Genomic DNA, 20759 nt, shown 5'->3' with positions numbered 1-20759 from the left:
CAGTAGTCATGCTGAGCTTATCGAAGCATCTCTACTGCTTCGTCTAACGATTCTCAACGAAGCGGTAGAGATGCTTCGAAACGCGCAGCATGACACTCCGAGTACGCTTCTTCCCTTCTCCTGACCTCCTATTTCCGATGAAAAAATATACACTTCTGCTGCTCCTGGCCCTGAGTTGTGGCCTAGCCGGCTGCACCGATGGGTTTGAGGAACTGAATACCGACCCCAACCGCATCGAGAAAATCAGCCCGGGCACGCTGCTGAACCCGATTGTGTACGAAGTGGCGGCCTTCAACGCGCAGCGCGCCGATGCCTTCACGTTCGACATTATGCAGGTGGCGCTGCCGTTTCCGAGCGTCTCGGGCGGGGTGCACCGCTACGTGGTGAGCGAAAGTGCCGGCAACTCTACCTGGACCACGTACTACCGCTGGCTGGCCAATATCCGGGAGATGCGCGCCGCGGCCGTAGCCGCCTAGGACCCCAACTACGAGGCCGTGGCCATGACCCTGAATGCCTGGGTGTACGCCAACCTGACCGACTGTTTCGGCGACGTGCCGATGACTGAGGCCAGCCGCGCCGAGGAAGGTATCCTGTACCCGGCCTTCGACTCGCAACAGCAGATTTACACCCAGCTGCTCGACGACCTGGACCGCGCCAATAGCCTGTTCGATACCAACAAGGCCATGAGCTACGGCAGCGACCTGCTCTACAACAACAGCGTGGCCAACTGGCGCCGGTTCTGCAACTCGCTGCGGATGCGCCTGCTGCTGCGCGTGAGCAAGCGCACAGAGATGAACACGCCCACCCGCCTGGCGGCTATGCTCAACGAACCGACCCGCTACCCGGTGTTCACGCAGAACAGCGAAGCGGCCATCCTGAAAATAACGGGCGTAGCGCCCAGCGTATCACCGTGGGGCCGTGCCATCGACTTCACGACGGGCCGCGCCGCTGCCGAGTTCTTCATCGACAACCTGAACGCCTGGAGCGACCCGCGCCTGCCGAAGTTCAATACCCAGGCCCGCAACCAGAGTGGCAGCGCCACCATCGGTTACCGGGGCATTCCGAGCGCCTACGCCGGCAGCGACGGGCAATTTCAGTTTCAGCCGTCTAACCAGAACATTGCGCTGGTAACGGCCACGGTGGCCGCCCCCATGTCGGCGGTACTAATGAGCTACGCGGAAGTAGAATTCATCAGGGCGGAGGCCGCCCTGAAAGGCTGGACCACTGCCGATGCCCGCACGCACTACGAGCGAGGCGTGAAGGCGGCCGTGGAGCAGTGGGGCGCCGTGCTGCCAGCCACCTACTTCCAGAACACAACCGCCTCCTACGACGGCACCCTGCAGCGCATCATGCTGCAGAAGTATTATGCTTTGTATTTCAACGACTACCAACAATGGTTTGAATACCGCCGCACGGGCCTGCCGGTGCTGCCCCGCGGCCAGGACCTGCAGAATGGTGGCCGGATGCCGGTGCGCTTCCGCTACCCGCTGGTAGTGCAGACCAACAACGCCGCCAACTACCGCACCACCGTGCAGGCCATGGGCGCCGATGATGTAAACACTAAAGTCTGGTGGGAAAAATAGGGTACTCCCACGCTGGCTAACCCGTCATGCTGAGCCTGCCAAAGTCTCTTTACCACTAAGTCGACTCCTCTTATGAGGGCGCAGCGGTAGAGAGGCTTCGGTAGGCTCAGCATGACGCTCATTCAACAATCTTACCGATTACCATGTCGCAACAACGCAGAACCTTCCTCAAATCCATTGGCTTAGCCGGACTGGGCATTACATTGGACGTGAACCTAGGTCTGGCCCGGCCCAAAACGTCCCCGGCGGCTACTGGTAAGGAAACTGCCGTAGCTACGCTCACCGGCAAAGTGCATGCGGGTGGGCAGGGCATAGCGGGCGTGGCCGTGACGGACGGCATCAGCGTGGTGCTCACCGATGCGAAGGGCCAGTACGAGCTGGAAAGCAGCGGCGCCGCTGAATTCGTCTACGTCTCGGTACCGCGCGGCTATGGGTTTCCGCACGAGCAAGGAGTGGCCCGCTTCTACCGCCGCAAAGAACCTGTGCGCGGCCGGTTTAAGGCTGATTTTGAGTTGCGCAAGCTCGCGCAGGACGACACCCGGCACAACTTCCTGGTGTGGGCTGACCCACAGATGATTTCCAAGGCTGACGCCGCCGAATTCAAGGCCACCGCCGTGCCCGACACCCAGAAGCTGGTAGCCAGCTACGGCGCTGGGGCCCTGTTTCACGGCATCGGGTGCGGCGACTTGGTGTGGGACCATTTCGAGCTGTTCGAGGACTACCAGCAGGGCGCAGCCAGCACTGGCATCCCGTTCTTCCAGGTTATCGGCAACCACGACATGGACCTGACCGCCCGCACCGATGAAGGCTCAACGGATACGTTCAAGAAGCTATTCGGCCCCACCTACTACTCCTTCAACCGCGGCGAAATCCACTACGTGGTGCTCGATGATGTGTTTTTTATTGGGGCCGCCAAGAAGTACATCGGCTACCTCACGGAGCGGCAGCTGGCGTGGCTGGAGCAGGACCTAGCGCACGTGAAATCCGGCACGACGGTGGTCGTGAGCCTGCACATTCCGCCCTACACCCGGCAGCACATCCGCAACAAAGACAAAGAAGAGCCGATGGGCGGCGTGGTAGCCAACCGCAAAGAACTGTACCGCCTGCTGCAACCCTACAAGGCGCACATTATGTCGGGCCACACGCACTTTAATGAGGTGCTGCAAACTGCCGACAACGTGACCGAACATGTGCACGGCACGGTGTGCGGCGCGTGGTGGACCGGCCCTATCTGCACCGATGGCACACCCGGTGGCTATGGTGTGTATGAGGTGCACGGCCCGGAATTGAAATGGTACTACAAAGCCATTGGGCAGGAGCGCAGCCACCAGTTCCGCATCTACCCGAAAGGCAGCCTGCCAGAGCGCCCCGAAGCACTAGCCGTAAACGTCTGGAACTGGGACCCCGCCTGGAAAGTCGTGTGGTTTGAAGATGGCGTGCGCAAAGGCGAGATGCAGCAGTACACCGGCCTCGATCCGCTGTCGGTGCGGTTACACGCGGGGCCGGCGTTGCCCACCAAGCACAAGTGGGTTGACCCAACGCTTACCGAGCATCTGTTTGTAGCCACCGTATCGGCGCAGGCGAAGTCCATCCGCGTAGAAGTTACGGACCGGTTTGGGCAGGTATATACGGACACCCTGACGGCCTAGCAACCTGCTCATGAAGTTACTGCCTCTGTTCCTGCTGCTCCTGCCTGCACTCAGCACAGCTGCCCAGCCTGGTACGTTTGACCGGCAGGGCCACCGGGGCTGCCGCGGCCTGATGCCCGAAAACACCATTCCGGCCATGCGCAAAGCGCAGGACCTGGGCGTAACGACCCTGGAAATGGACCTTGGCATCAGCCAGGACAAGCAGGTGCTGCTTTCCCACGACCCATTCATGAACGCCGATTTTGTGCTGCGCCCTGATGGCCGGCGCATCACGCAGGCCGAGGAAAAACAGCTGCGTCTGTATGCGCTGCCTTATGCCGAAATCCGGCGCTACGACGTGGGCAGCCTCGGCCACCCTAAGTTTCCGCGTCAGCAGAAGCTGCGTACTTACAAGCCGCTGCTTGCCGAAGTCATCGATTCGGCGGAGGCATATGCCACGCTAAAAAAGCTTCCCGCGCCGCGCTACAACCTCGAAACCAAACTCTCGCCGGCCGGCGACGAAGTGCTGCACCCGGCCCCGGAGGAATTTGTGCGGCTGCTGCTGCCGGTTCTGGTGGCAAAAGGCGTGCTGGACCGGGTCACGATTCAGTCCTTCGACCCACGCACACTCGAAGCAGTCCACCGCCTCTACCCTGCCCTGCGCACGGCGTTGCTCGTCGAAAACCAACAGGGTCTGGCGAAAAATCTGGCGCGGCTTAGCTTCCGCCCTACCATCTACAGCCCCGCGTATCTGCTGGTTACGCCAGATTTGGTGGCCGAGTGCCATCGGCAGCGTATTCAGGTTATTCCCTGGACCGTTAATTCTGCTGACGCCATAGAGCGGTTGACCAAGCTGCAGGTAGACGGAATCATCACCGACTATCCCGACCTGTTCGGCACCACGGCCAGAAAGCAGCCGTAATACTCGCTGACAGAAAGTTTGGCAGCTTACACGCCTCAGCCGGGTGTTAGTCGGGCGCGGTATTCAGATCTGCTTTCTTGTTCTTATTGATGGAGACGAACACGCCCACAAACAGCATCCGCGGGGCAGAAGGCGTGACAGCGGCGCGGCCAAAAGAGCCATCCGGCGCGGCCGTATCGGCGAAGCGGTAGCCGAACACATTGTCGCGGCCCAGTACGTTGCTCACGCTCACATAGATAATAGTGAATTGCTTGCCAATGGTGGTGAGGTAGCTGGCATTCAGGCTAAGGTCCTGGTAGCTGGGCAGGCGGCCCTGGTTGTAGCCTTCCTGGTTGGGATTGTGGTAGGTGCGCGGGCTACCGTAGCTGGCCGTAAAGCCGATCTGCGTGTGCAGTTTCGCTACCCAGTATTTACCAACAAGGCTCAGATTGTGCCGCGCTGCAAAGGTGGGAACTGCCGAAACCGGGTCTTGCCGAGACTGGCGGCGCGTGTCCAGAAAGCCGTAGCTGATCCAGTAATCGGTGTTTTTGAGGCTTTTCCGGTCGCGCCAGTATAGGTCGAGGCCGCGGGCATAGCCGGTGCAGGTGCTGCGGTAGGCGCTGGCTTCGGTGGTGCGTTGCGGATCGAAAACGGTGAGGTGGTCGTAGGTTTTGTAGTAGGCTTCCGCGCGAAGGGTTTTCTCGTCGTGGGTACGTTGGTAGGTGAACATGCTGTGCTGGGCCTGCTCGAAGCGCAGGGCACTGCTCACGCGCAGCAGGTCGTTGGTAGGCGTCTGATAAAACAGGCCATATGCCCCCGACACCGAGCTGTTGGCTCCTGTCTGCCAGGCCAGCGCCAGGCGTGGTGCCGCGTTCCACCGGTTCAGCAGCCCTGAGTACTCGGCGCGGGCCCCGGCGCGCGCCATCAGGCGGTCTGAGAGGCTGATATCAGCTTCAGCGAAAGCCGCGGTACGGCGCTCCGTGAAGCGGCCCGCATTCCAGGTGGGGGCGCCGCTGGTTTCCTGATAGGTGCGGCGATACTGTTGGCCCATGCCTTCGGCCCCCACTTTAAGGGTCCAGTTAGTGCCCGCCGAATCGTTGGTGAGTACTACCCGCCCGATGATGCTTTGCTCCAGTTCCTGCAAGCGGGCGGCATCCGGACGCACGGTATTGTCGTCGCGGGTGAAGGCAGCGCCGGTCTGCAGGCTCCAGCCGCCGCGTAGCGGACTCCGGAACGTGGCATTAAGGTAACCGTTGCCATTGTGCAGCCCCACGGTGCGGTCGGCGCTGAGCTGCTCGTTAGGCTGGCGCAGACTCAGGCGCTGCTGCTGCCACACGCCGTACACTTTCAGCATGCCGGCCTCGCCGGTACGGTGGCGCAGGCTCACGGAGCTGCCCAGCGTCTGCGGGGCTTTCACCCAGCCAAATGACTGCGGTACCAGCCCGAAATACGGCTGCAGGTTCACGTAATCGGCCGTAACGGCCACCGACGTCCGCTCCCAGCGCTGCACCTGGCTCAGGCTGCCACCCACCGACATGACGCTCACGCCAGTCTGGGTTTCGGGAGCCAGGTCGGTGGTATTGAGCAGCACCACGGCGCTCAGGGCCTGTCCGTACTCGGCAGAGTAGCCGCCGGTGCTGAACACAGTGCCTTTAAACAGGAAAGGCGAAAACCGTCCCCGCGCCGGCACGCTGGGCACCGAGCCGTTGTAAGGCGTCTGCACGGCTAGGCCGTCGAGGTAGGTTTTGGTTTCGTGGGCGGCCCCGCCGCGCACAAACAGCTTACCTTCCTCCCCTACCCGCGTTGTGCCGGGCAGGGCGTTCAGGGCTCCGGCTACATCTCCCAGCGCGCCAGCCGTTGTCACAATGTCGAGGGGCTTGAGTACGGCCCCACGCTTCTCGTCGCTGGCCTCAAAAGCGCCGGCCATAATCGTGACGCCGCCCAGTTGATGTCGGTCGGCCTTCATCTTCAGCTGCAGCTTCAGGGGCTGACCGCTGCACTGGATGGGCAAGTTCTGGGGTTCGTAGCCCAGCAAACTCAGCACCAGCACCTGCGCCCCAGCCTGCGTAGTTTCCAGCCGGAACGCGCCCAGCGAATCGGTAGCCGTACCATCAAAGGTGCCGCGCAGGAACACGTTGGCCCCCGGCAGCGGCTGGCCCTGTCCGTCATGGATGGTACCGTGAAGCAGCGTGGGAGTTTGGGCGCGCAGCCCCAGCATGGGAGCCAGTAGCAGTAGCACGAGTAGCAGACGTTTCATGGGGGTAGCAGCTAGGTGATACCCAAAAGTGGGCGGCTGCCGGGGCCATAGAAACTTGCTGTTACCGAAGCGTCAGATTAGGCGGATGAAGTGTAGACGGGCCAGACATATTGGCTAATTAGCCAAAGGCCCGCTATGCAAAGCTTCTCACATGCCTAGTGAGGGTGCAGCTTATACGAGTTCAATGTCCATTCTTCGCAGGAGACCATCCTGCAAAGTGTATAGGTGCTTTACCGTTCCATCAAACAGTGTCGCGCCCTGTAAATCCTTCACCACCTGATGAACAGTAATTGCTACTGTCCCATCCTGCCGTTCTTCAAACCCAGTTGGCTCAACCCTGGGATTAATTTCTGTCCACTGCCTTGTCCAATAGTCTCTTATCCCGTTGTACCCACTCACATACCCGCCTTCAAATGCCTTTGGCCATTGAATATCCGGATGCATTGTTGATAGCGCTGCATCAATATCTCTTGCGTTGAAGGCAGCATATGCCTTTTCAATTAAGCGTTGGTTGGGCTTTTCCATAATCATGAGTTATTGTGTTGCTGTGTTAGCCTGCCAGACGTACAACATCCGGGCAGACGCTGGTCGGGCTAAAAGTAGCGCATATCCATTCTAAGCCTATTATTGAACTTCGTCAAGCAATGGTGTCTAAAGATGGAGCTGGTGGTACGGCCTTCTCTTTCAGACGGTACATCATTACTTTGGAGCTTTGGTTGTGTCCTCATTTCTTGATTGCGTGTCTATGTTCCGCCTGTTCTCCTCGAAACCCAAAGCCGCGCCGGCCGCCCAAATTGACCCGTTGCTGGCTTTCGTGCGTGAAATCGGGCTGGAAGTGCGCGAGGCAACGCTGAAGCAGCCTACGTTTCTGCCGGGGCTGCTGCTGGAACGCGGCGCGCTGGTAGTGGACCGCCGCCGCCTGCTCTACCCCGGCGACATTCTGCACGAGGCCGGTCACCTCGCCGTGACAACTGCTGCCGAACGGCCCGCCGTGGGCGGCAACGTCACGGAGCATCACCCGGAGAAAGAAGGCGAGGAAATGGCGGTGCTGGCTTGGAGCTATGCCGCCGCGCTGGCCCTGGATTTACCGGCTGCCGTGGTGTTTCATCCGGATGGCTACAAGGGCCAGAGCGAGTGGCTGATCAGCAGCTTTACAGGCGGCCAGTACATCGGGCTGCCACTGCTGGTGTGGATGGGACTAACTACCACTGGCGGTTTTCCGCGCATGGAACGCTGGCTGCGGGCCTAGTTCGGTGGGCATTACAACCCGCTGACTTGCCAGCTCGGCAGCAACCCAGACCCGCGCAATACGGTACATCAGAGCTGCACCACACCATTTGGACATGAACCGTTTCGATTCCTCTACTTCGCGCCGGGAGTTTATGCGCCAACTTTCCCTGGGGCTGAGCGCCACGCTCGTAGGCACCTCGGCGCTGGGTGGGCCGCTGGCGTGGCTGCCGGAGAGCAGCTACGGGCCAGCTACGCTTGATGCGCTGCAAAGCGGCCGGCAGCTGGGCGTGGCGTTGGTGGGGCTGGGCAAGTACAGCACCGGACAATTGGCGCCGGCTTTGCAGCAAACCAAACTTTGCAAGCTGGCCGGCATCGTGACGGGGACGCCGGAAAAAGCCGCAAAGTGGAAGCAGCAATACCGCCTGCCCAACCAGAATATTTACGACTACACGACCTTCGACAGGATAGCCGACAACCCGGCCATTGACATCATCTATATTGTGCTGCCGGTGGGGTTGCACGCCGAATATGTGGAGCGGGCCGCACGCATGGGCAAGCACGTCATCTGCGAGAAGCCCATGGCCCCTACCACTGCCGACTGCCGCCGCATGATTTCGGCCATGCAGAAATCGGGCAAGAAGTTCAGCATTGGCTACCGGCTGCACTTCGAGCCGCACCACCAGGAAATGATGCGCCTGGGCCAGCAGAAGATACTGGGGCCTATCAAAAGCCTGGTGGCGGATAACGGCTTCCGCTTCAACAACGACACGCCCTGGCGCGTGGACAAGGAACTGTCCGGCGGCGGTCCGCTTATGGACATGGGCATTTATTGCCTGCAGGGTGTGGTGTATACCAAAGGCGAATTGCCAGTATCCGTCACGGCCAAGCTCGCGCCCAACCCCGACCCGAAAGGATTGTTCCGGGAGGTCGAAGCAGGTATGAACTGGCAGATGCAGTTCGCCGACGGCTCCGTGGCCGACTGCCGCACCAGCTACGCCGAAAACCTCAATAGCCGTCTGCGCGCCGAAACCGCCAAAGGCTGGATGGAGCTACAGCCGGCTTTTGGGTACGGCGGCATTGCAGGCCGCACCAGCCAGGGCCCGATGAACCTGCAGAACGTGCCCCAGCAGGCCCGCCAGATGGACGATTTCGCCGACTGCATCCTCAATGATAAGCCTACCCGCGTACCCGGCGAAATGGGCCTCCGCGACGTGCAGCTACTGCAAGCCATTTACCGCGCCGCCGAAACCGGCCAGCAGGTTTCTACCAAAGATATAGTGTCTGTCCTGGATAAGGTAGGCAGCCGATAGTAGAGGTTTCTTACCGCCGCCTCTACTCTTTAGGCCAATGGAAAAGCCGCCCGAACTCCTGTTCAGGCGGCTTTTTCGGGACCAATGCCCCTCCCTTACGGATTGATAGTTTCCAGACCGCCGTCGGGCTTGCGCGTCAGTTCCGTCACTTTCACGTTGCGCAGCCACGTTTTGCCCGACAGCTCGGTGTCGTGGTAGAAGATATACCATTTGCCTTTTACCTCCACAATGGAGTGGTGGGTGGTCCAGCCTTCTACCGGGTTCATGAGCACGCCTTGATACGTGAAGGGGCCATAGGGCGAGTCGCCGGTGGCGTATACCAGCAGGTGCGTGTCGCCGGTGGAATAAGAGAAGTAGTACTTGCCGTTGTACTTGTGCATCCAGCCGCCCTCGAAAAAGCGGTGCGAGTTGTCGCCGGATAAGAAAGGCTTGCCATCCTGCCCCAGAATCTGTACTTCCTTCACCGGCTCATCGAAGCGCAGCATATCGGAGCTGAGACGCGCCATTTTGGGGCCGAGTGCCACTTCTTTAGGCCCCGGCTCCTGCTCTTTGGGCTTGCTGGCATCGTACTTACCGGTGCGCCAGCGCTGCAGCTGCCCGCCCCAGATGCCGCCCATGTATAGGTAGGTCTTGCCATCGGTGTCGGTAAACACGGCCGGGTCGATGCTCAGGCTGCCTTCTATCGGCTTGGGCTGGGCCTTGAACGGGCCAGTGGGCGACGTACTGGTGGCCACCCCAATCCGGAATACGTCCTGCTTGTCCTTCACCGGAAAGTATAGATAGTAGGTACCGTCTTTGAAGGCCGCATCCGGCGCCCACAGCTGGCGGCCAGCCCACGGAATGTCCTTGGTATCCAGGGCTACGCCGTGGTCCGTAACCTTGCCACCAATGCTGTCCATGGACAGGACATGGTAGTCGCGCATGGCGAAATGGTCGCCATTGTCGTTTTCCGGCATACCCGTTTCGATGTCGTGCGAAGGGTAGATGTAGATTTTGCCGTTTATGACGTGGGCCGAGGGGTCGGCGGTATAGATTTCCTTAATAAGTGGTTTGGCCAGATACTTCCGGCTAGCCGAATCTGACGCGGCGGCATCCTGGGTAGTGGCCTCTGTAGCGTTATTTTCGGTGTTGGTGGTGTTGCTCTGGCAGGCACTGCCCAGCGCCAGTGGCAGCAGGAGAGCCAACGAAGACCGAGTGCGAGGTGTGTACTGAAACGGCAAGGTCGGGGAGTTTTAGGGTGAGAGGAGGCTTATTTTTCGGCGGCCCGGCTGGGTCTGTAAGACAGTTCCGACCAGCCGCAAACCACTGCTGTAGGCGCCAAATATAGACTTCCCCGCTATCCACTAATTCACTCGAAAAGCCTTACTACTGCAGATAAACTATCCAATCGATTCCGATAGCAACATTGCCTGCATTTTCTCAGCCTAATAGTACCCGCGTACCAGCAGTCAGGCTTTATTCCGTACTCACACCTCGCACAAAGGCCCCGTTCTTCGCAGAACGGGGCCTTTGTGGCGCAGAGAATTTGCCTAGTCAGCGTTGCCGGTAGCGCCGTCGTCGGTGAAGTCGGCGGCGTTGTTGGGGTTGTGCTGAGTGTAGCTGGCTACTTCATTGGTGAGTTCTACATCGACGGGAGCCGTAGCGGCTTTGCGCTTTTTCTCAATGTCGGCGGCTGAACCGGCGGGCACGCTCTTGAACGGCCACTGGCCCCGGGTGTAGCTGAAGTAGGCTCCGGCAACGGCGGCCAGAGAGGCGCCAATAAGTACGCGGGCAGTTGCTTTCTTTTTCATAGGTGTGAAGATGCGAGGTTAGATTTTTCGACTTCCGATGCGTGCATCTGGTAGTTCAGCAGTACGGTTTGACAGGTGATTGAGTGACTGTTTCGTGGTACTTTCTACCTTACCGAGGCGCCACCGGATACTCCTTGAACATCGTGGCAATGCCCTCATCTATTCGGGCGGCAAGCTTTTCGGAGTCTTTTGACAGCGGGCTGGCCGCCACGCCCTGCCATATCTGCTCGTTGCGGGCTGCATCCACAATATCCACGGTGGCAGTGCCCTCCCGATAGGTTCCGGCCGGCACTTGTTGCACCTGCCAGTGGTAGTTGCGCTGCCCGATATAGCGGGGGCCGTCCCACTGAATATTGGTTTCGCGCGTCTGCACCTTCGATTCCGTTACCACGCCAATATTCACCCATAAGTCAGGCGAGTCGGCGCGTTGGTAGCCGCGCAGTTCCATTTCGCGCGACACGGCCCGCTTCAGGTCTTCTATGCTGGCGCTGCTTCCTCGAAAAGCATCTTCATTGCGGGCCGTCACGTCCAGGAAGTTGTAGGTTTTGTAAGCCGAGAAATCAACGCCCGGCGTCTGGGTCGTAGATTCTACCCGGACCGGCGAACAGGCCGCACCGGCCAGCAGTACCATCATTATCAGGAAGGGTTTCATAGCATTAGATTAGAAGATGACAGGAGCTGACTTGGCTTGGGCAATAATGCGCCAGCCCATACTACAGCCTTGTTTTTAGTACGCAGATAGCACTACGCAGGGCGAACGGCCCGGCAGATTCGTGCGACACTCTGGCCTAACCCCACTACTGCTGCGGTGCCACGATACGGCAACTTACAGGGCTCGGCCACTCACCTCAACCTAGGTCAAAGAACTTCGGAGTAGTTTCGCAGCCGGCCAGATGCGAAAGGCAGGGCGTCGTTTTACTACCAAGCTGTATCCGGCTCTATCCTTGATGTCTTCTTCCCGATTTACGCTACCGCCGCTGCCTGCCGTGCTCCTTTCCATTGTGAGTGTGCAAGGCGGTGCGGCCATTGCCAAAGGCTTATTTCCGGTGCTTGGGCCAGCTGGCACGGCCAGTTTGCGCATCGGTTTCTCGGCACTCGTGCTGTTGCTGGTGGTGCGCCCCCGGCTACAGCAGCTACAGCCGGCGCAGTGGCGGAGTGTGGTGCCGTATGGGCTGGTACTGGGCCTCATGAATTTTCTGTTTTACTGCGCGCTAGCCCGCATTCCACTCGGCCTAGCAGTAACGCTGGAATTTGTGGGGCCACTAGGCTTGGCGCTGGCAGGCTCACGCCGCGCCCTCGATATTGTATGGGTAGTGTTGGCTGGGGCCGGCATTGCCCTTATCACGCCGTGGCGCGGCCAGGGCCTCGACCTACTAGGGGCAGGATTTGCACTGGCGGCCGGAGCCTGCTGGGCGTTGTATATCGTATTGGGCCGTCGTACGGCAGCTGTACTTCCGGGCCAAACGGCCGTGACTGTCGGGATGTTGTTTGCGGCACTGGCGGTAGTGCCTTTCGGGGCAGCCAGTGGCAGCTTCTCGGCTCTCACGCCGCACCTGCTACTGCTGGGTACGTTGCTGGCCGTATTTTCCAGTGTGCTGCCCTTTTCCCTCGAAATGCAGGCCCTTCGCACTATGCCTACCCGCACGTTCAGCATTCTAATGAGCCTCGAACCAGTTGCAGCGGCCTTCTCCGGCTGGCTCCTGCTCGGTGAGGAGCTTACCGTGAACCAATGGCTGGCGGTAGCTTTCATTGTGGTTGCCAGCTTCGGAGCCACGCTTACCACTACCGCCGCCCAGCCTATTGCCGGCGACAACTAGACCATGGCTGGCTCCATTGCTAGTCCTTTGCATCTTTCAGTTCGGCCATCTTTACCTTTCATATGCTTTCCCTATGACTCTCATCTGGACTACCAAGCCTTTTTCGGCACTGACGCTCCCGGAGCTATATGCTCTGCTTCAGCTGCGCTCTGAGGTATTTGTGGTGGAGCAAACCTGCGCGTTTCAAGACATCGATGGGCATGACCAGGCCGCATACCACCTGCTTGGGCACACCGAAACCGGCGAACTGGCGGCTTATACGCGGCTGTTCGCGGCCGGCATCAGCTACCCCGAGGCCAGCATCGGGCGGGTGGTGGTAAGCCCGCAGTTCCGGCGCTACGGGCTGGGGCGGGAGCTGCTGCGGCAGTCTATTGCGGCAGTAGAGCAGCTATTCGGGCCGCAACCCATTCAAATTGGGGCGCAGCTCTACCTTAAGGAGTTTTACGAAAGCTTTGGATTTCAGCAGCTCGGCGAAGGCTACCTCGAAGACGGTATTCCGCATATTCATATGGTGCGGCCCTCTAGCGCATAAAAAAAGGCCCGGCAATTGCCGGGCCTTTTGCTTGATCCGCCAGAGGCCAAATCAGATGTTCAGCTTCACGAGCTTCATGCCCAGCTGGCTCTGCTTTTTGAGGTAGTCCACCATCATCACATAGCCGGGTTTGGCTGGGTACACAAACGAGCTGGTGGCGCTGCTGCTGCCATCAATCTTATCGATAGTGAACTGGCCGTTTTCGCCGAAAGAAATGTTGCCAATCACCTTTTTGGTGGCCTCGCCCTTCTCCTTGTCGTAGTTGATATACACCACGTTGAAAAGCGAACCAGCATTGTTGCGCTGCAGGAACTGGTAGTCAAAGTCACCCTGCGACTTCATGATCTGGCCCAGCAGGCCCGCGCCCATAAAGCCGGTCCCGGAGGGCAGCACCGAGCGGGAACGGTCTTTCGGGTAGAACTTGATGGCGTTCAGACCAAATTCCGGATTCAGCTCGAAGATCAGCATGTTGCCGATAAAACCCTTCGACATGGACATGCCCCGGCCACCCAGCGCTGTGGCCGCAATGCCCAGCCCGTCGGCCACGATTTTAAACTGCTCGGCTACGATGTACATTTTGCCGTCGGCGCCTTTCACAATGGAGTGCGTGAAGTTCACGTAGCCGTCGTCCATGCTGGCTTTGGCCTCGGCGGGCAGTGCGGCTTTCACCTCTTTCTGCCAGCTATAGGGCTTCACACCCAGCGGCTTGCCAGCCTCCGAGAACCGCTTGATGTAGAAACCCTGGCTTTTCTGCACGAAGGGTTTATCGTCGGGCTTGTAGTACTCGCCCACGGCCACAAACTCGCGCTTGTCTTTGTCGAAGGTGAAGGAGCTAAGCGAAAGCTGCTCGGTTTTGCTGGACTCCACGGGCTGGTCGAGCACCTTTTTGCCGGTGTTCACGTCAATGGCCACCATGTACGACTCAATCTTGCGCGACATCATGCCGTCCCGGCGCATGATGGTCCCCACCAGGTACTTGTCGTTCACTTCATTGATGACGATGGACTCGTAGTACTTCGACTTGGGGTCGGAGGCCAGGCGCCATTTGGGGTTCAGGTTGTTGTCGTACATCTGCAGCGCATAGCTCTTCATCATGCCATCGAAGCTGTTGCGCACGAAGCCCTTGTCGGCTACCGGCTCCAGGTTCAGGCCGCCGTACATGGTTTCGTTGTTGTCAGTGCTCTGCAGGCGCTGCTGAATCATCATGTTGTCGGCCTTCGACAGGTCCTCAATAACCTTGGTACCCAGCTTTTTGAGGCTGGTGTCGTAGGTTTCGATTTCGAGCGTCTTATCCTTGCGGTTGTAGAAATACAGCCCGAACGCCGTGCCGTTGAACGAGTTCTGGAGCAGGAAATACTTGCCCGACGGCTTCTGTATCGTCACCGTCGATACTTTGCTCAGGTCCTGGTCGTAGAAATCAAGGCGGTAGTTGTCGTTTTTGCGGTCGGCTTTGTCGGCCTTGGCATACAGGATGTAGCCTTTGACCTCGTTGCCGGCATAAATCGGCGAAATACCGGAGCGCGCCATCCGCTCGATGCCGTCCAGGGTTTGGGTTTGGGCGAAGGCTGCCGCCGAAGCCGCGAGAGCCAGCACGGCCGTCAGGAGCGTGCGTTTGAACTGAAACATAAAAAGGTAGAAGTGTGGGTAATAGAGAAATTATTTGCGTTTGACGGAGGAAACCGGAGTCGGAAAAAGCAGTGCTGCAAACCGCCCGCTCTTGTACTGCGCGAGGTATTGCTGCTGCAGCACAGTGGTTTGGGCCTGGTCGTCGGCGAGGGCGGCAGCGGCGTAGCGGGCGGCCAGCGCGTATTCATCGGCAGTTGAGGGGGCCGGCTGCTGCTGCGCGAAGCAGGTGCTCAGCCCTTTGTAGTCGGCGTTGCGCAGGCCGTAAAGTGTGTTTAGCAGCTGGTTGAAATTGGCCGGGTTGTGCGCCGACAGATTCGAAACGACTTCCGTGAAGCGGTGGTCAATTAGGTGCTTGCGTAGCTCAAACAGACTAAGCTGCACCACGGAGCGCAGGTAGGCGTTCTGCGGGTCGTCGCGCAGCAAAAGCAGGGCATCAAACAGGGCGTGGTCGTAGCAGTCGGTATCAAACCAGCTCTGCACTACTTCTAGGCGGCTCAGAGCCCGCAGCCGCGCAAACTCCGGCGCCATTGGCTGCACGCCTTCTGCCACCTGTCCTTGTGCCAACTCCCGGATGTAGCGCATGCGCTTGGCACAGTCGGGGTGCGACTTGAGCGTGTCAGTGGTTTCTAGCACGGTCTTTTCGGCCGCCTTCACCGCGAAAATAGACTGGGGTTTCGGAGGCACCGTTTCAAATACCTTCGCGAAATCGGCACAGCTGAAGTAGCGGGACATTTCCAGCGGGTCCTTAGAAGCGGGTTCGTCCATCTGGTCGAGTAGCTGCAGAGCCCGGTAGGCCTGCGGCGCCTCGTAGGCGGTGCGTTTGAGTAGCACATAGCCCAGCGAATCGGCCTGCCGCTCGTGGCGACGCTGGTGGTAAGTGCCATCCAGCGAGAGGCCCATCACCAGCGCCTTCATTTTAGAGTTGATGTTGTACTCGGCCTGCACAATGCGGCGCACTTGCCGGCGCATCTCGCGGCTATGAATGGTGCTGAGCCGCTCCTGAATGCCGGTTTCCATGTGGCGGCACTGCACATGCGCCAGCTCGTGGCACAGAATGAAGGCCAGCTGACTTTCATTCTCCAACGACGGCAGCAGCCCGATATTCAGAATGATAGTGCCGTTGCCAACGGCATAGGCATTGGCTTCGGGGTTGCGGGTGAGCACCAGCTTCGTGGTAGCTAGCTGCGGGTTGGCCTGCAGAATCTGCCGGAATACGCGCTGCACGCTGGCATCCAGCACCGGGTCGAGCAAGGCCGAATAGCGAATGGAATTGTAGACTTCCGTGGATGCCTGCTGCACAATGCGCCGGTAATGTTCCCGGTATTCGCTGTTGCCGGTTTTCGGGGGGCCAAAATGCGCCCGGATAGCATTGCGGTGCGCTACGGCCAGCTGATATACCTGCGTCGTATCAGAAGAAAAATAGGGTAGATAAGCGGCGTCCTGCGCCTGAGCACCGAACGTGACGTGGCTCAGCAGGAGCAGCGCAAAAAAGTATCGGAACATAAAGCGGGAACCCTGGCGGTTTCCGGGCAGCATAATGTGAATTAGTGCCTTAAAGCTATGCTACAGTTCGGATATAATGCAATGCCTATCTTCTACTATTTTTATTTGTAAGCGGCAGGCCAAGCCAAAATCCAGTAAAGATTTGAGCATGGATTTGGCAGTCCATCATCGGACACCGACGAAAACGGCGCTGCTCCGCGCAACCTGCTTATTTGGTGGCCTGATTGCCCTACCTTTGCTATTGCTTATTCCGCCTGATTCTTCATCGTTTGCGCTTTCCATATGGTTTCTGCTTTTCCGGTCGACTACCAACAACTGTTTCGGGCGCTGCCCGAAAACTTTCTGCTCATAGCTCCCGACGCCGACGCCACTATCGTCGACAATACGGACAGCCATGAGGCCGTGTCCCTGAAAAGCCGCCAATCGGTGGTAGGAAAGCCGTTTTTTGATGCATTTCCATCTACTGATGAAGAATCGGCGGGCGTTATCCGGGAGTCGCACGCGCATGTGCGTCAGCATCTGACGCCCCATACCATGCCGCTGATCCGCTACGACCTGGAGCGCCCCGAAGCACAAGGTGGTGGCCTGGAAGAGCTGTATTGGGAAGCAACGCACTACCCGATTCTGGACGCTCAGGGCCAGCTGCAGTTTATTCTGCAGCGCACGCAGGACGTCACGGAGAAGCACCGGGCTGCTTTGCAGGCCGCCGAAACCCAGCGTGCCCTCAACGAAACCCAGAACCGCATGCGGTTCGTGTTGGAGTCGGTGCCGATTTTGGTCTGGACGGCGCAGCCAGATGGCACACGCGACTATTTTAACCAACGCTGGCTGCAGTTTACGGGCCGCGAGTTGGCCAATGAGCTACAGAACGGCTGGATAGACAACCTGCATGAAGACGACCGGGAACGGGTTCTGAAAACCTGGGGCGAATCGGTAGCGACCGGCCAGCCCTACCAGGTAGAGTACCGCCTGCGCCGTGCCGATGGACAGTACCGCTGGATGCTGATGCGCGGCCTGCCCCGCCGCGACGACGAAGGCCACATTACGATGTGGGTTGGTGGCGGCACCGACATCCATGACCAGAAACAGATGGTGCAGGAGCTGCTGGAAACCAACGAGCAGCAGGCTCAGCTCTCAGACCAGGCCTATGAGGCCTACCAGCTGGCCGTGCAGCAGCGCGAAACCTTCTTCAACCTGTTCATGCAGACGCCGGCCATGATCTGCATTCTGCGGGGCCCGGAGCACCGCTTTGAGTTTGTGAATCCGGAGTACCAGAAGCTGTTCCCAAACCGTACGCTGGTAGGCAAAACGGTGGCTGAAGCCATGCCGGAAGTCGTGGAACAGGGCTTTATACCGCTCCTCGACAACGTGTATAACACAGGCGAAACCTTTATCGGCAACGAGGTTGACATCATGCTTGACCAGGACGGCAACGGCCAGCTACAGCGCCGCTACCTCAACTTCACCTACCAACTATTCCTGGAAGGCGGTCAGAAAGCCGGCATTACGGTGTTTGCCTTCGATGTAACCGACCTAGTGCTGGCTCGCCAGCAGATTCAAAACGCTGGCCCTTCTGCTCAATAAGATGGCATCCTTTTCTTCTAACAGGCGACCATCCGGGCTAGTGCTATGGACATAACCAACCTGGATTTCCAGCAGGCCCGCATCAAGCAGGTGCTGTTCAAGTCTCGCCTGCGCTCCGTGCTCTACGGGGTGCGGGAGGCCGACGACGCCCTGTTTTCAATGCAGCAGAACCCGCTGGGCGAGTGGCTGAACACCATCGTAAAACCGAAGTACGGCGCCTACCCCGAGGTGCGGGAGATTGAGCGGGTGCTACAGCGTATGCTTAATTCTGGGCAGGCATTGGTGCGCCAATACCAGCGGGGGCAGTTGGAAGAGTCGCGCACCGGCTTGGAGCAGATTGACAGCTACGCCGACCAGATTGCGGCACTCCTGCAGAAGATGGAGCAGAGCAGCACAACCTAAGCAAACTTCTATCTGGCTATCTGATGGTTATTTACGGCTATAAGACTTCCTATCTGGGCACCAAATCTGCACCCGGTGCTTGCCCGGCATGTGCCGCTTCTGACACACTGAGTTTGAGTGTATTTGGGCGGTATGCGCACATATACTGGATACCTCTGGTTCCGCTGGGCAAAGTCGGCCAGTCTGCGTGCAGCAACTGCCAGCAGGTAGTACCAGCCAAGCAGCTTTCGCCGGAATTGAAGCAGGAATTACAGGAGCTGAAGCGCCAGGTGAGGGCTCCGTGGTGGCATTTTACCGGCCTGGTCCTAGCCGCTATAGCCGTTGGGCTGGGCCTGATAAGCAACAGTAACCAGCACACTGAAAACCTCGCTTTCGTAAATCAGCCGCACAAAGGCGACGTTTATCATATCCGGACAGAAAACGGAAACTACTCGCTACTGAAAGTGCAGGAGGTAGGTGGAAATACAGTCCGCCTGCTGGCCAACAACTACGAGACCAACAAATCGACGAAAGTAGAGGAGTTAGACAAACCCGAAAGCTTTGCCAAGGAACCGATGGAACTCACGCTTCTCGATTTGCAGATTATGCTCGAGAAAGATGAAATAATAGACGTAGAGCGGCCCTAACCAACGCTGCATGCTACTTGGTCCTATCTTCCCACTGGGCCAGCGCCGCACTATGCTCCTGATATACCCGGTTAAGCAGTGTGGAGTCGGGGCCGGTGACCAGGAAGATGGCGGTGCCCCGCTCCCGCGCAAATGGGTTGATGATTTCGCCCACCTGCTGGAGGCTGCGGCAGTGCCCGGCCACGCCGCTGGGCATATCGTCTTCGATTAGTATCAGCTGCTGAAACGGTTCGGTGGGCCGGACCGGAAACCAGTACAGATACGACCCATTAAAGCTATTGGCCGGGGGCAACGGACGGCTACGATTGAAATAATTGATGGCGCCCGCCTGGCCGTAGTTGTCGCACTTGATGAGGGTGTGGGCACGAGTAGCGGCGGGCAGCGCCTGATAGGTCTGCCACACTTGGTCGGCCAGTTCCTGCCAGCCCAGCATATCAGCAAAATCCTGGGGCAGCACATGGTCTACGCCGTCTTCCCAGCGCAAAATACCCAAGCCCCGATACTGCTCGCCTACCACGCGCATGTAAGCAGGCGGATAGAGCGTAAACAAAAACGGCAGAAACGGCAGCATGATGAGCACCGGCAGTACCAGTAGCGCCGGCCGCAGCACTTTCCGTAGCCGCACGCGCACCAACTGCTGTTCCAGCCAAAGTGCCCCAAATGAAAATAGTATCGGGTAGTAGCCCAGCGCATAGTAGCTTTTGCCGTGTAGCACCGTCAGAATCAGCAGGCCGGCTATGTATAGCCAGCCCACAGCGCGGTAGGGCCGTAGCGGCCTGTACCACAGTAGCGCCAGCAGCCCGGCCACCCATACCCACACCGCCGGAAAGCACATCAGCAGCTGGTCTTTCCAGAAGTCCGCCACCGACACGTTTACCAGTTGGGAGTCGTGGAGCAGGGCCATGTGGTGCCAAAACGGAATACCGTGCGCCAACTGCCATACTAGGTTTGGAAGCCAGAGCAGCAGCGCCAGCCCAGCCGCGCCCCACAGGTGGCGGTTGGCCAGCAGGCGACGCTGAGGCGTAAGCAGGAGTGCGGCCAGCAAAGCCGCGACATAGAAAATAGTGGTGTACTTGTTCAGCATGCTCAGGCCCAGCATGGCACCCAGCCCGTAGAGGTAGCGGGGGCGGCCAGTTTCGATGTGGCGGACCAGTGCATAGCTACTAGCGGTGAAGGCCAGCACCTCAAACGAGTTGGGCTGAAACAGGAAATTGAGCCGGGCATAGGCCGCAACCAAATAGCTGATGCTCGCCAGCGCCACAGCCCAGCCACGCCCGCCCAGCTTCAGCACCAGCCAGCCCACCAGCCATATCGTGAGGCTACCCCAGAGAATTGGCCAGAACTTCACCCAAAACCAGCTACCGCCCAGTGCCATGGTCAGCCAGCTTTGTAACGCCGTGAGAGGTGGTACTTCTAAATAGCCCCAAGCCAAGTGTTGGCCGTAGTTGAGGTACAGATATTCGTCACGGTGCAGCTCGTAGGCGCGGCTGGCCAGCACGTAGCCGGACACAAACTTGAGCAGCGCAAACAACGGCGGCAGGAGGCGAGAGGGTTTCATGCCCTAATATAGCCGCTTGCGGATATGCAGGACCATGCACTGGTTTTCAGAGCTCTTGCGGGCCGCCTTCAGTTCACAGCTCCTCCGGCAACCGGATTTTGTGCAGGTATTCGTTCAGGCCGCCGGGGTGCTGAAACAGATGAATGAACAGAATGTGTTCTTCGTCCTGCACGCGCCACTCTTCCGCATAAAAGTCGCTGAGCGCATAGAGGCGCAGCGTGAAGCTGTCTTCGCGCCGCTCCGCTAGGAAGTGGCCATAGCGCCGCAGGCAGTCGGCCTGCTGGCCCATCGGGAGCTTTTTGAAGACACGCAGATTCATTGGTAGCCAGGCAAACCCGAAGATACACCGGTCTGGTTCCGAAATAGCAGTGGCGGGGTGGCATATTACTCCACCAATCACCTCCTACCTTCG

18 protein-coding genes and 1 pseudogene are annotated in these 20759 nt (G+C 58.8%); 10 read left to right on the top strand and 9 right to left on the bottom strand.

The window, feature by feature from the left end; genetic code table 11:
* Nucleotides 1-89: 89 nt before the first annotated feature.
* The 3 genes and pseudogenes from H4317_RS06625 to H4317_RS06615 all read left to right on the top strand — a co-directional run bounded on the left by H4317_RS06625 (nt 90) and on the right by H4317_RS06615 (nt 4133).
* A pseudogene (locus H4317_RS06625) lies at nt 90-1583 on the top strand (SusD/RagB family nutrient-binding outer membrane lipoprotein).
* A gap of 143 nt (nt 1584-1726) precedes the next feature.
* Entirely contained in the window at nt 1727-3232 is a 1506-nt protein-coding gene (locus tag H4317_RS06620) for a calcineurin-like phosphoesterase C-terminal domain-containing protein (protein ID WP_185889341.1), read from the top strand.
* Between the two features lie 10 nt (nt 3233-3242).
* Nucleotides 3243-4133 (top strand): glycerophosphodiester phosphodiesterase family protein, encoded by an 891-nt coding sequence (locus tag H4317_RS06615; protein ID WP_185889340.1) that lies wholly within the window; start codon nt 3243-3245, stop codon nt 4131-4133.
* A 46-nt stretch (nt 4134-4179) separates the two neighbouring features.
* Here the strand turns inward: H4317_RS06615 and H4317_RS06610 are convergent, their stop codons facing one another.
* Nucleotides 4180-6369: a TonB-dependent receptor gene (locus tag H4317_RS06610; protein WP_185889339.1), complete on the bottom strand. Its 2190-nt coding sequence runs from the start codon at nt 6367-6369 to the stop codon at nt 4180-4182.
* Nucleotides 6370-6540: 171 nt separating this feature from the next.
* Nucleotides 6541-6894, bottom strand: a complete 354-nt coding sequence (locus tag H4317_RS06605) for a nuclear transport factor 2 family protein (protein WP_185889338.1) — start codon at nt 6892-6894, stop codon at nt 6541-6543.
* Nucleotides 6895-7114: 220 nt separating this feature from the next.
* On the opposite strand from H4317_RS06605, the gene H4317_RS06600 reads away from it, so the two are divergent.
* Both H4317_RS06600 and H4317_RS06595 read left to right on the top strand, forming a co-directional pair.
* The gene (locus H4317_RS06600; protein ID WP_185889337.1) at nt 7115-7618 is read left to right on the top strand and encodes a hypothetical protein; all 504 of its coding nucleotides are present in this window, start codon (nt 7115-7117) and stop codon (nt 7616-7618) included.
* A gap of 94 nt (nt 7619-7712) precedes the next feature.
* A complete protein-coding gene (locus tag H4317_RS06595; protein WP_185889336.1) occupies nt 7713-8909 on the top strand; it encodes a Gfo/Idh/MocA family protein in 1197 nt (398 codons plus the stop codon).
* A gap of 95 nt (nt 8910-9004) precedes the next feature.
* On the opposite strand, the gene H4317_RS06590 is transcribed toward H4317_RS06595, so the two are convergent.
* The 3 genes from H4317_RS06590 to H4317_RS06580 all read right to left on the bottom strand — a co-directional run bounded on the left by H4317_RS06590 (nt 9005) and on the right by H4317_RS06580 (nt 11351).
* Entirely contained in the window at nt 9005-10093 is a 1089-nt protein-coding gene (locus H4317_RS06590) for a glycoside hydrolase family 43 protein (RefSeq protein WP_260625845.1), read from the bottom strand.
* A 345-nt stretch (nt 10094-10438) separates the two neighbouring features.
* Nucleotides 10439-10699, bottom strand: a complete 261-nt coding sequence (locus H4317_RS06585) for a hypothetical protein (protein WP_185889335.1) — start codon at nt 10697-10699, stop codon at nt 10439-10441.
* Between the two features lie 109 nt (nt 10700-10808).
* Nucleotides 10809-11351: a DUF4136 domain-containing protein gene (locus H4317_RS06580; protein WP_185889334.1), complete on the bottom strand. Its 543-nt coding sequence runs from the start codon at nt 11349-11351 to the stop codon at nt 10809-10811.
* A 295-nt stretch (nt 11352-11646) separates the two neighbouring features.
* On the opposite strand from H4317_RS06580, the gene H4317_RS06575 reads away from it, so the two are divergent.
* Both H4317_RS06575 and H4317_RS06570 read left to right on the top strand, forming a co-directional pair.
* Entirely contained in the window at nt 11647-12516 is an 870-nt protein-coding gene (locus tag H4317_RS06575) for an EamA family transporter (protein WP_185889333.1), read from the top strand.
* A 73-nt stretch (nt 12517-12589) separates the two neighbouring features.
* Nucleotides 12590-13048: a GNAT family N-acetyltransferase gene (locus tag H4317_RS06570; protein WP_185889332.1), complete on the top strand. Its 459-nt coding sequence runs from the start codon at nt 12590-12592 to the stop codon at nt 13046-13048.
* 51 nt (nt 13049-13099) lie between these two features.
* On the opposite strand, the gene H4317_RS06565 is transcribed toward H4317_RS06570, so the two are convergent.
* Both H4317_RS06565 and H4317_RS06560 read right to left on the bottom strand, forming a co-directional pair.
* Entirely contained in the window at nt 13100-14674 is a 1575-nt protein-coding gene (locus H4317_RS06565) for a DUF6770 family protein (protein ID WP_185889331.1), read from the bottom strand.
* 30 nt (nt 14675-14704) lie between these two features.
* A complete protein-coding gene (locus H4317_RS06560; protein ID WP_185889330.1) occupies nt 14705-16177 on the bottom strand; it encodes a M48 family metalloprotease in 1473 nt (490 codons plus the stop codon).
* Nucleotides 16178-16459: 282 nt separating this feature from the next.
* On the opposite strand from H4317_RS06560, the gene H4317_RS06555 reads away from it, so the two are divergent.
* From H4317_RS06555 to H4317_RS06545, 3 genes are all read left to right on the top strand, one after another.
* Complete coding sequence (locus H4317_RS06555; protein WP_185889329.1) at nt 16460-17761, top strand: PAS domain-containing protein; 1302 nt, start codon at nt 16460-16462, stop codon at nt 17759-17761.
* Between the two features lie 45 nt (nt 17762-17806).
* A complete protein-coding gene (locus tag H4317_RS06550) occupies nt 17807-18163 on the top strand; it encodes a hypothetical protein (protein ID WP_185889328.1) in 357 nt (118 codons plus the stop codon).
* 236 nt (nt 18164-18399) lie between these two features.
* Nucleotides 18400-18789, top strand: a complete 390-nt coding sequence (locus H4317_RS06545) for a hypothetical protein (protein WP_185889327.1) — start codon at nt 18400-18402, stop codon at nt 18787-18789.
* Nucleotides 18790-18802: 13 nt separating this feature from the next.
* Here H4317_RS06545 and H4317_RS06540 read toward each other — a convergent pair whose 3' ends face one another.
* Nucleotides 18803-20347: a glycosyltransferase family 39 protein gene (locus tag H4317_RS06540; protein ID WP_185889326.1), complete on the bottom strand. Its 1545-nt coding sequence runs from the start codon at nt 20345-20347 to the stop codon at nt 18803-18805.
* A gap of 73 nt (nt 20348-20420) precedes the next feature.
* Entirely contained in the window at nt 20421-20666 is a 246-nt protein-coding gene (locus H4317_RS06535; RefSeq protein WP_185889325.1) for a hypothetical protein, read from the bottom strand.
* Nucleotides 20667-20759 lie beyond the last annotated feature (93 nt).

The sequence above is a fragment of the Hymenobacter sediminicola genome (assembly GCF_014250515.1).
Lineage (GTDB): Bacteria > Bacteroidota > Bacteroidia > Cytophagales > Hymenobacteraceae > Hymenobacter > Hymenobacter sediminicola.
This window is presented reverse-complemented; position numbering and strand designations above follow the sequence as displayed.

What these genes read in the sequence shown, in the direction of transcription:
- H4317_RS06620 (WP_185889341.1), top strand. Translation starts at nt 1,727, where the DNA reads ATGTCGCAACAACGCAGAACCTTCCTCAAATCCATTGGCTTAGCCGGA.
- H4317_RS06615 (WP_185889340.1), top strand. Translation starts at nt 3,243, where the DNA reads ATGAAGTTACTGCCTCTGTTCCTGCTGCTCCTGCCTGCACTCAGCACA.
- H4317_RS06610 (WP_185889339.1), bottom strand. Translation starts at nt 6,369, where the DNA reads ATGAAACGTCTGCTACTCGTGCTACTGCTACTGGCTCCCATGCTGGGG.
- H4317_RS06605 (WP_185889338.1), bottom strand. Translation starts at nt 6,894, where the DNA reads ATGGAAAAGCCCAACCAACGCTTAATTGAAAAGGCATATGCTGCCTTC.
- H4317_RS06600 (WP_185889337.1), top strand. Translation starts at nt 7,115, where the DNA reads ATGTTCCGCCTGTTCTCCTCGAAACCCAAAGCCGCGCCGGCCGCCCAA.
- H4317_RS06595 (WP_185889336.1), top strand. Translation starts at nt 7,713, where the DNA reads ATGAACCGTTTCGATTCCTCTACTTCGCGCCGGGAGTTTATGCGCCAA.
- H4317_RS06585 (WP_185889335.1), bottom strand. Translation starts at nt 10,699, where the DNA reads ATGAAAAAGAAAGCAACTGCCCGCGTACTTATTGGCGCCTCTCTGGCC.
- H4317_RS06580 (WP_185889334.1), bottom strand. Translation starts at nt 11,351, where the DNA reads ATGAAACCCTTCCTGATAATGATGGTACTGCTGGCCGGTGCGGCCTGT.
- H4317_RS06575 (WP_185889333.1), top strand. Translation starts at nt 11,647, where the DNA reads ATGTCTTCTTCCCGATTTACGCTACCGCCGCTGCCTGCCGTGCTCCTT.
- H4317_RS06570 (WP_185889332.1), top strand. Translation starts at nt 12,590, where the DNA reads ATGACTCTCATCTGGACTACCAAGCCTTTTTCGGCACTGACGCTCCCG.
- H4317_RS06565 (WP_185889331.1), bottom strand. Translation starts at nt 14,674, where the DNA reads ATGTTTCAGTTCAAACGCACGCTCCTGACGGCCGTGCTGGCTCTCGCG.
- H4317_RS06560 (WP_185889330.1), bottom strand. Translation starts at nt 16,177, where the DNA reads ATGTTCCGATACTTTTTTGCGCTGCTCCTGCTGAGCCACGTCACGTTC.
- H4317_RS06555 (WP_185889329.1), top strand. Translation starts at nt 16,460, where the DNA reads ATGGTTTCTGCTTTTCCGGTCGACTACCAACAACTGTTTCGGGCGCTG.
- H4317_RS06550 (WP_185889328.1), top strand. Translation starts at nt 17,807, where the DNA reads ATGGACATAACCAACCTGGATTTCCAGCAGGCCCGCATCAAGCAGGTG.
- H4317_RS06540 (WP_185889326.1), bottom strand. Translation starts at nt 20,347, where the DNA reads ATGAAACCCTCTCGCCTCCTGCCGCCGTTGTTTGCGCTGCTCAAGTTT.
- H4317_RS06535 (WP_185889325.1), bottom strand. Translation starts at nt 20,666, where the DNA reads ATGAATCTGCGTGTCTTCAAAAAGCTCCCGATGGGCCAGCAGGCCGAC.